The organism is Acinetobacter sp. YH12070 (assembly GCF_013419625.1).
Lineage (GTDB): Bacteria > Pseudomonadota > Gammaproteobacteria > Pseudomonadales > Moraxellaceae > Acinetobacter > Acinetobacter amyesii.
Genome location: NZ_VOZT01000044.1, coordinates 19,850 through 30,410, shown reverse-complemented (window position 1 = coordinate 30,410; position 10,561 = coordinate 19,850). Strand labels below are relative to the sequence as shown.

At 41.4% G+C, this 10,561-nt stretch carries 6 protein-coding genes and 1 pseudogene; 1 reads left to right on the top strand and 6 read right to left on the bottom strand.

Going from position 1 to position 10,561, the window contains the following annotated elements; all coding sequences use genetic code 11:
- Positions 1-109 (top strand): annotated as a pseudogene (locus FTU17_RS12830) (IS701 family transposase); the annotation flags it as partial.
- Between the two features lie 125 nt (positions 110-234).
- Here the strand turns inward: FTU17_RS12830 and FTU17_RS12825 are convergent.
- From FTU17_RS12825 to FTU17_RS12800, 6 genes are all read right to left on the bottom strand, one after another.
- The gene (locus tag FTU17_RS12825; RefSeq protein ID WP_180102967.1) at positions 235-1,479 is read right to left on the bottom strand and encodes an NADH:flavin oxidoreductase/NADH oxidase family protein; all 1,245 of its coding nucleotides are present in this window, start codon (positions 1,477-1,479) and stop codon (positions 235-237) included.
- Positions 1,480-1,591: 112 nt separating this feature from the next.
- A complete protein-coding gene (locus FTU17_RS12820; protein WP_180135644.1) occupies positions 1,592-3,193 on the bottom strand; it encodes an ABC transporter ATP-binding protein in 1,602 nt (533 codons plus the stop codon).
- On the bottom strand, positions 3,168-4,181 hold the full coding sequence (locus tag FTU17_RS12815; RefSeq protein WP_180135641.1) for an ABC transporter permease: 1,014 nt from the start codon (positions 4,179-4,181) through the stop codon (positions 3,168-3,170). Before FTU17_RS12815 ends, FTU17_RS12820 begins: the two co-directional genes overlap by 26 nt.
- A complete protein-coding gene (locus FTU17_RS12810) occupies positions 4,181-5,248 on the bottom strand; it encodes a microcin C ABC transporter permease YejB (protein WP_180004177.1) in 1,068 nt (355 codons plus the stop codon). Before FTU17_RS12810 ends, FTU17_RS12815 begins: the two co-directional genes overlap by 1 nt.
- Before the next feature lie 33 nt (positions 5,249-5,281).
- A complete protein-coding gene (locus FTU17_RS12805; protein WP_257227400.1) occupies positions 5,282-7,087 on the bottom strand; it encodes an extracellular solute-binding protein in 1,806 nt (601 codons plus the stop codon).
- Between the two features lie 65 nt (positions 7,088-7,152).
- Positions 7,153-10,491: a LysM peptidoglycan-binding domain-containing protein gene (locus tag FTU17_RS12800; protein WP_180135637.1), complete on the bottom strand. Its 3,339-nt coding sequence runs from the start codon at positions 10,489-10,491 to the stop codon at positions 7,153-7,155.
- Positions 10,492-10,561: the final 70 nt, after the last annotated feature.

Sequence of the window (10,561 nt, the reverse complement as noted above, 5' to 3'; positions counted from 1 at the left end):
AAATGTATATCGTTGGCAGAAGAAATTATTTAGACCAATTATCAAAAGCTTCATTGATGACTTTATTCTCGATAAAAATCATCTGCTACCACAGAGAATCTTTAAATAATAGTGCGTAAGTCCTATAATATTAAAATTTTAGACATTTTTATTGTAAGCAATATTGATATGAATGAAGGCAACCATAACATGGATGTATGCCGATTGCCCTGATTCTAAAAATTCAATGATTGATTAAGCCGACTTACGTGAATTGACTTGCCCTTTAATGACCGCGGTTAAATTACCTTTGAGATATTTAAAAAACACTTTTAAGGGCGAAAGTTTAGGATTTGGCTGTTTGCCTTCACCAATCGATTTAAACTGTGCGGCATACCAAATAATTTCCATAATCGCCATTTTATCTATCATCGGTATGCCAGTTTTAATTTTATCTACGCCGTAACGAACATCCTGCCCCGCCAATAAACGATCAGCCAAATCGACTTCAACAGCAAATGGACGTGCAATACCAATAAAATCACAAGCTCCACTGTCTAGTGCAGCATTCATGCCTTGCACGGTTCTAAACCCGCCGGTAACCATTAACGCGCATTTCACTTCTTTACGGATATTGTCCGCAAAATCGAGGAAATAAGCTTCACGAGCAATGGTACTGGCTTTACGTTTTTCTTCTTTAGCACCCGCCATCGCTGGCGCTTCATAGGAACCGCCCGAGATTTCAATCATATCAATCCCTGCGGAATCGATTGCCTTAAAGACCTCAATCACATCTGTTTCGCTAATTCCGCCACGTTGGAAATCAGCAGAGTTGAGTTTGACCGAAATAATAAAATCATCTGTCGTCGCTGCACGAACTGCCTTATAGATTTCAAGCAAAAAACGCATGCGGTTTTCATTTGAACCGCCCCACTGATCTTGACGTTTATTGGTCAGTGGCGACAAGAACTGACTAATTAAATAACCATGCGCACCATGCAATTGCACGCCTTCGAAGCCTGCCTTTTCACAAATGTGTGCGGCACGTGCAAAACGCTGAATGATATCTAAAATTTCATCTTCACGAAGTTCGCGCGGTGTTCCAAAAGTTGTAGCTAACATCGGACTAAATGGTACAGCGGACGGCGCAACCGTTTCCTTATTTAAACCTTTAGGACATTGACGACCCGGATGTGAAAGTTGAACCAATTGCACCATGCCGTGCTTTTTCCCTAGCTCAGCCCACTGTGTTAACTGCGCCAAATCTCGCTCTGTTTCAGCGACAACAACCCCTGGCTCATTTTTAGCACGAAAATCCACCATGACATTACCGGTTATGGCACAGCCTAAACCACCCTTCGCCCAAGCTTCATATAATCCAAAATGTAAGTGATTGGGTTGGCCTGCAGTATTGGCCAATGCTTCACTCATTGCACCTTTAATGATGCGATTTTTAAATGTGGTATTACGAATTTTAAAGCTTTCAGCTAAATGGCTCATGACAATGTCCAAAATGAAATAATAAGTCCTGAGTATTTACTCTAATTATTATTTTATAAAGGTCAAGGATATTTTGACAATGACACTTGTCAAAATATCCATAAGTTTGATTTTAGTATTGGCTGGCTTCAATTAATTTACGGGTATAGTCCGTTTGTGGTCGCGCAAATAGATCTGCGGTGTCTTGAAATTCCATGACTTTGGCATGACGCAGTACCAACACTTTTTGACACAAGGCTTTGACCACGTGTAAATCGTGACTAATAAATAAATAACTCATATTAAATTCTTGCTGTAAACGCCGTAGTAGCTTCACGATGGCTTTTTGTGTCGTCCGATCTAGTGCCGATGTGGGTTCATCGAGTATCAATAATTTAGGACGTAAAACCAGCGCACGTGCCAAGGCAACTCGCTGTCGTTGCCCACCGGATAACTCATGCGGATAACGCTTCTTAAACGAGCTGGCTAATTCAACTTTCTGCAAAGCTTCATCTATACGCTGTACAATTTCATTTGCAGATAAATGCTGTAAGGCCAAACCTTCGCCAATGGTTTGCTCTACATTGAGCCGTGGATTTAAACTACTGAATGGATCTTGAAAGACGATTTGAAATTCACGGCGTAAGGGTCTGAGCTGTTTTTCTGAAAGTTGATTGATGGCGTGTTGATTTAAAATAATTTCGCCATCACTTTCTATGAGCCGAGCAATAGCCAGTGCTAAAGAGCTTTTGCCTGAACCACTCTCTCCAACAATACCAATCGACTCACCTTCAGCCACTGTTAAATCCAAAGCTTCTACCGCAACGACATAATTTTTAATGCGGTTCAATAAGCCTTGTTTGACTGGGAACTTCACTCCTAACTGGCGTAATTCTAAAAGTGTCTGCGTTTGCGAAACCTGTATTGCTGAACCAAAATCATGGTCTAATAAATTTTTGGTATACGCCTGCTTCGGCTGCTCAAAAATTTCCTGAACACCACCTTGCTCCACCACTTGCCCACGATTCATCACAATCACATGTTCGGCATAGCGCTTGACCAAATTCAGGTCATGGCTAATTAATATCATCGCCATATTGCGCTGCTGTTGTAGCGACTTTAATAAATTTAAGATTTGCGCTTGCAAAGTGACATCTAAAGCCGTGGTTGGCTCATCAGCGATTAAAATATCAGGACCTAAGGCCAATGCCATGGCAATCATGACACGTTGACGCTGCCCGCCTGATAACTCATGTGGATAGCGCCGTAACTTATCTTCAGCATCCGGAATACCCACATCATTTAATAATTCTATAACCCGCTGTCGTGTTTTTGCCTTCGACCATCCCTGTAACAACAGTGACTCACCAACAATCTTTTCAACCCGATGTAAGGGATTTAAGGCCGTCATCGGCTCTTGAAAAATCATGGCAATTTTCTGACCACGAATATGTCGATGCTGCTCAGGACTCAGTCCAAGAATATTCTGTCCATTCAGGCTGACGCTGCCTGTGACCTGCAGATCACTCGACAACAAACCGAGTATAGCTAGGCTGCTAATCGATTTACCAGAACCGCTTTCTCCCACAATCGCTATCGTTTCACCTGCATGCAATTTAAAATTTAGATCCTCAACCAAGACCTGTGCTGCATGTGAAATATGTAAATGTTCAACCGCTAATACGATGGGAGGTACATTAACTTGATGATTATTGACGTCTAGGATCGAATGCATCACGTGTCGCCTCCCCAATGTAAATCAATAAAGACAGCACGATCGCTAAGGTAAAGAACCCCGATAAGGCAAGCCATGGTGCATTCAGATTGTTTTTCCCTTGAAGCAATAACTCACCTAAGGACGCGGCATCAGGCGGTAAGCCATAACCTAGGAAATCTAAGGCTGTCAGTGCAGTAATATTTGCCGTAAGCATGAAAGGTAGCTGTGAAAGACTGGAACTCATCGCATTTGGTAAAATATGCCGAAACATAATGGTGCCATCTGTAACGCCAAGGCTTCGTGCTGCACGGACATAATCAAAATTACGCGCCCGCAAAAACTCTGCACGAACCAAGCCGACTAAGGTGGGCCAGCCAAACAACAACATAATGACAAAGAGCCAATACACACTCGGTGTAAACATACTGACTAAAATCATCACCATGAATAGCATCGGGAGCCCACCCCAAACTTCTAAAATTCGTTGACCAATGAGGTCTATCCACCCACCATAATAGCCCTGTATCGCCCCAACGATGATGCCCAATATGGCTGAAGCAAAAGTTAATGCAAAACCAAACAGGAGCGACACACGTAATCCATATAAAATACGTGCGAGCACATCACGCCCTTGGTCATCGGTACCGAGCCAATTTTGTGCAGTCGGTGCAGATGGCACAGGCACAGCCAACTCTAAATTCGGTGTTTGATAGGAAAATTTAATCAGTGGCCATACAGCCCATCCTTTATCATCAATCAGTTGCTGTACCACAGGATCTTTATAATCTGCCTCAGTTTCAAATACGCCACCGAAAGCAGTTTCTGGATAACTTTTTAATACGGGAACGTATAAAGAATCATCGTATTTGACCAAGAGCGGTTTATCATTGGCAATAAACTCGACAGCTAATGACAACATAAAAATCAAGGCAAAGCTGATAAAGCATGTAAAGCCTAATTTATTTTCTTTAAAACGTTGAAAACGTGCTTGCATGATCGGAGACATTATTTTGCCCCCTGCGAATCAAAATTAATTCGTGGATCAATCATTTGATACATGACATCACTGATTAATCTTAATATCAGCCCCATCAAGGTAAAAATAAACAAGGTGCCAAAAATCACTGGATAATCACGCTGTACAATGGCTTCAAATCCTAATAACCCCAGACCATCTAGATTGAAAATAATTTCAATAAATAGATTTCCCACAAAGAAGATGCCAATTAATGCTTCTGGTAGACCAGCAATAACAATGAGCATTGCATTACGAAATACATGCCCATACAGCACACGTGATTCGGTCAAACCTTTAGAACGAGCAGCAAGAACATATTGCTTATTTAATTCTTCCATAAAAGAGTATTTGGTCAGATAAGTTAAGCCAGCGAAACCACCAATTACCATAGCAAACAAAGGCAACACCATATGCCAAAAATAATCTGAAATTTTGCCAAATACACTTAACTCAGCAAAATTCTCTGAAACTAAACCTTGTAGAGGAAACCACTGAAAATATGAACCACCTGCAAAAAATACAATGAGTAAAATGGCAAAGGCAAAAGCAGGAATGGCGTAGCCGATAGCCAATAAAATAGACGTACTTTTATCAAATAACAGACCATGTTGACGGGCTTTTTTAATGCCTAATGGAATAGACACCATATAGATCAGCAAGGTACTCCATAAGCCAAGGGATAAGGATACAGGCAGCTTTTCCCAAAGTAGCTGGGTCACAGGCTTATCTTTAAAGAAACTGGTACCAAAATCTAGCGTCACATAGCCCTTTAACATGAGCCAAAAACGTTCGAATAATGGTTTATCGAAACCATATTGCGCTTCGATTTTTGCCACCATTTCTTCACTGAGGCCTTTAGCACCTTGGTATTTACTGCCTGTCGTCGCAGTTTCACCACCACCTGTGTTTCCCATACCTTGAAAGGACTCAGCTTGCTGTATGGCTTGTTCAACAGGTCCTCCCGGTGCAATCTGAATCACGACAAAGTTAATCAGTAAAATGAAAAACAATGTTGGAATAATCAGGAGCAATCTTTTTAAAATATATGTGCCCATGTTGCTTTAACATTCCCTGTCATTCATTAGTATTTATTGTTGGCGCAAATAGTTTGCAACTTTTTTCGATTGCGCTTCATTACTCCACCAATAATCAATACCTGTTGATAATTTTGGTTTTACTTTTGGCTGTTGATACATATTCCAATACGCAAACCATTTTTCACCTTTACCATAGGTTGGAATTTGATAATACCCAGCTCTTAATAATCGATCCAATACTTTGGTACGCACCACCAATTGTTCACGATTTGGTGCCCGAATCACCTGTTGTATGACTTCATCAATGATCGGACTTTTAATGCCAGCATAGTTGTAATTGCCAGGCTGATCTGCCGATGCACTTCCCCAAAATTGCGCTTGCTCATTACCCGGATTGAGCGACTGTGGCATAACATTTGTTGTCATATCAAAGTCTTTCGAACGCATCCGTTCTATATATTGAGGCACGTCCACTTGGCGAATGTTTACAGTCACACCTAAACGTTTCATATTGCGCACAAAAGGCATTAATGTTCGCTGTAAGCCATCTTGGTGAATGAGAAATTCAATACGAATGGCTTGACCATGTCGGTCTAATAATTGACCATTTTTAAATCGATAACCAGCATTTATTAATAGCTGACGAGCAGTCAATAAATTATTTCGATTAAATCCACTAGCATCCGAAACGGGATATTTCCAGTTTGATAACACCCCTTTACACTCTAAAGGGGTTAATTTCGTTAACAATGGTTTTAAAATTTGCATTTCAGCATCTGAGGGTACCCCTTTAGCTTCTAACTCACTATTTGAAAAATAGCTTTGTAGGCGCTGGTATTGACCATAAAACAGAGCTTTATTTTGCCATTCAAAATCATAAGCATAGGTTAAAGCTTGTCGAAAACGAATATCATTAAACGGCGATCGACGCGTATTAAATACAAAACTTTGAGTTGCAATTGGATTTTCATGCTTATCACGATACTTCACCACCATTCCTGCAGTGATGGACGGAAACTTATATTCCGTCACCCATTTTCGTGCTGTAAATTCCTCATGCAAAGTATATTGGCCAGACTTAAAGCCTTCAAAAGCAACATCTAAATTTCGGTAATAGACATATTTCAAATGATCAAAATTATATCGTCCGCGATTAATCACTAAATCACGTCCCCAATAATTAGGATTGCGCTTAAAACTAATACTACGGCCAGAATCAATTCGATCAAGTAAATACGGGCCAGAACCTAAAATCGGCTGCATAGTAATTTTAGTAAAATCTTTTTTTGCCCAATCTTTTTTGGAATAAATCGGCATTTGCGCCAATATTAATGGCATTTCAGCGTTATTACCCGACTTAAAGGTCATTTTGACTTCATATTTAGATAACACTTGGGTTTTATCTAAATCTGCCAAATACATTTGTAAACCTGGGTTTGACTTGGTCTGAAAAGTATCAAAACTAAATTTAACATCTTCAGCAGTGAGTTCTGAACCATCACTAAATCGTGCTTTTGGATTTAAGTGATAAATGACAAAATTCGTATGATCGGGATCGAACGTGACCTTCTCAGCTAATAATGGATACAGCACGCCAGGTTCATCTAAAGAGCTATCCATAAGGGAGTCAAATAAATAATTTACCCCCTCAGCCGCACTGCCCTTACCATTCATACTGTTTAAATTGTCAAATGTCCCATTTGATGAAGTACTTAAATATCCACCTTTGGGTGCAGAAGCATTGGCATAAGGCATGACTTTGACAGAGTCATATTTGGGTGTGCTATGAATCGCAATATAAGGCGTGGTCTGTATCGCAGACCACACACTTTGACCGAACAGACTAAGCACACACATCCCAATAGCTTGATGTGCTGATTTGAACGACACCAACATCAATGACAACTCCCTGTAGTCGTTGCTTAATTCGGTACTTTAATCACGTCACCAATACGTAACTGAGCAGACGGTTGCATATCATTCATTTCAGCGAGTTTTGATGTGTCTAGTCCATAGCGACTTGCCAAACCAATCAGCGTATCGCCGCGTTTAATACGGTATTCACTGATGGTTTTAGGAACTTGTAAATTTTGACCAACACGAAGCCCAGCACGCGGGTTCAAGTTATTTAACTCAGCCAATGCTGCCACAGTTAAGCCTGTCCGACTAGCAATCGAATTTAAAGACTCGCCTGATTTCACAGTATAACTTTCAGTATTTGTTGGTTTCACATTGCTCGTAGAGGATTTAGCTTCCGTTTTTTTGGTTTCAGTTGCTTTACTAGCTACATCAGCAGGTAGTTCACCATCTACTTTTAAACGCTGCCCTACACGAATCGCACTATTGGTATTTAGGCCATTTAATTCAGCTAAATAACGCAATTGAAGATGATATTTCTTCGCAATCACACCCAGCGTTTCACCTGATTTCACCACATGAATATCGGTCGCTTCAACAGAATTCGTTCGTGTATTGGTTTTGCTTTCAGTTTTGGCCGGCTCAACTTTAGTTTCTACTTTAACCGGTGCGACATCACCTGTTAATTTTAATTTCTGCCCAACACGTAGACCTGAACTCCGCTCTATGCCATTTAAATTTGCGACATAGTCCATGCCTAAATCATAGCGACTAGCAATGCCTGTCAGTGTATCGCCAGACTGCACCACATAAGTCTCTGGAACAGTTGAACTTGCAGGTACTTTAATGCTTTGCCCCGCCATCAGCCCACTATTTGCCGACATGTCATTTAGACTCGCCAATTCAGACAAACTGATTTTTGACTGCGTCGCAATGCTGTAAAGCGTATCACCACGCTGCACTTTATAGCTTTCCACTTTATACGCAGGATCAACTTTGACATTTTCAATGCGATTCACCACTTTGCTGTCGAGCTTTTCAACTTTGCTCTCAACCTCGGCTACAGCTTGTAATGGCACATTAATTTTTTGTCCCACCATCAAGCTACTGCCAGCCGTTAAACCAGTTGTTAAATCTGCCAACTCTTGATTTGACAGCGCATAACGATCTGCAATGAGTTTTAGATATTCACCACGTTTTACCGTGTAGGATTTGGTTTGAACTTTTGCAGATTTTTCGACAACTTGAGCTGCTTTCTTGTCAGCTTCCAATTTTGCTTTAGATGCTGGCGTTTCTTTTAAGGATAATTTCTGCCCAACATATAAACCACTCGTGGTGGTTAAACCATTGTAGTCTGCGAGTTGCTTCGTACTTAAACCAAATTGACTCGCAACAGCTGTAAGACTGTCATTTGCTTTCACCACATAGCTATCTGCAATAGGCTTAGCTTTCGATTCTTCATTATTTTGCACAATCGGTTTCGCATCATATAAATAGATGGTCGTACCGACATACAAGGTCGAATCTGGCGAAATTTGGTTCCAAGCTGCAATATCACGCCAATTCACGCCATTTTTCATCGCGATCAACGCTAAAGTGTCGCCCGCCAAAACTGTATAAGTACTGCGTTTACCTTTAGGTGGTACAACTACAATTTCAGAATCTGTACGAATGACATTTTTACCTTGGTTGCGTTTGGCTTCTTCGGAATCTGCACCTGTATTTTCAGCCACGCTTTTCGGGTAAGAGAACCCTTTCGTCAGTTCTTTACCTTGTTGGTCTGCAATTGACTGACTGGTCTGAATCGCAGTCAACTTAATCTTGCCATCATAAGGATCGACAATTTCAGTGCCTTTCGGCGCAATAGCTTTAATTTCCTGAACGACTTCTTCTTGTTCTGCTTTGGTCGCTACTGGTTTTAACACCTCATCAACTGTTTTGGTCTCACCTTCGGCTTTAATAGCCGCCATGATTTGCTCACGCTCATTTGCGCTGAGTGGTGGCTCGACAGACACGGCTTTCACAGGAGTCGAAGGTGTTACAGCGACTGGTATACGCGGCGCACTTGGAATATCACTATTCGATGCAAATGCAGCTAAAGCAGATGATCCCATTGGTGTTTTGCCTTTCGTTCCTGACGGAATACTTGGCGTTACCGTTGCAGCGACTACAGGTGGTTTGGCAGAAGCTGTCACTGTCGGCTGTGTGGTCAGCGTAGGTGGCGTCACTTTAGCGGGCTGAATAGTTTTACTATTTAATTCCGGCGGAGTAACACGTGACGGTGTTATTTCAACATTATTTTTTGGTAAGTTATAAGTTGAATTACTTGCCCAATAACCTGATGAACCACCTGATTGTAATTTCTTTAAACGTGCATCGACTGATGGACTCACATCCGCAGGAATTAAAATCCGCATTGGGCTGCTGCTATCAATCACATCGCCACGATGACCCGGGTTTAGTGCATAAAGTTCTGCACGACTTAAACCAGTAATAGATGCAATTTCATTTAAATTTGCAGGCCCTACAGCCACTTCACGAAAATGTGGACGGTTAGCAATTGGCGGTAAACTTACGCCATAAGCACTTGGATTTTTAATAATTTGAGCAACAGCCAAGAAACGTGGGACATAGTTCATGGTTTCTTGTGGCAGTTTTAACGACCAATAATCGGTTGGCAAACCTGCTGCACGGTTACGGTTAATCGCTTGTTGAATACGCCCCGGCCCTGCATTATAAGAAGCCAAAGCCAATTCCCACGAACCGAACTGGTTATGTAGCGCACCTAAAAACTCATAAGCTGCACGCGTAGATTCAACTACGTCACGACGACCATCATACATTGAGGTTTGTTTTAAGCCGTAAATACGTCCAGTACTTGGAATAAACTGCCATAAACCTGCTGCGGCAGCACTTGAAGTTGCTGCTGGGTCATAAGAACTTTCAATCACTGGCAATAACGCCAACTCAGTCGGCAAACCACGACGTTCTGCTTCTTTAACCGTGTGATATAAATAACGGGACGCACGCGCACTTAAACGGTCAATATACGGTTGACGTGAAATAAACCAACCACGCTGTGCTTCAATTCGCGTATCCCAGTGGTTCAAATCCATTTTGAAACCAACGGTCATTCGCTTCCAAACATCACCGTGCTTTAGTACTAAAAGGCGGTCGCCTTCTACGGCACGCATGTCTGTTGCAGAAAGTAAATCTTCGAGTGAATCTAAACTATTGGCATCGAGAAAGTTTGAGCCGACTTGTTTACTTGCTGAGTTCTGCTTAGTCGTTTGCGATGAAGAACAGCCCGTCAGACCAAGAGCTGCGAGTGCAGAACCCAAGACTGTAAATTTAAAAATTTGTGGTAACGTAGGCTGCCAGACAGTCGCAGTTGATTTATACATAAAAAAATCCAGACAACTCATATAAAATTTATTTTTTAGATATGCCATTGTAGTGAAGCAGGACACAGAC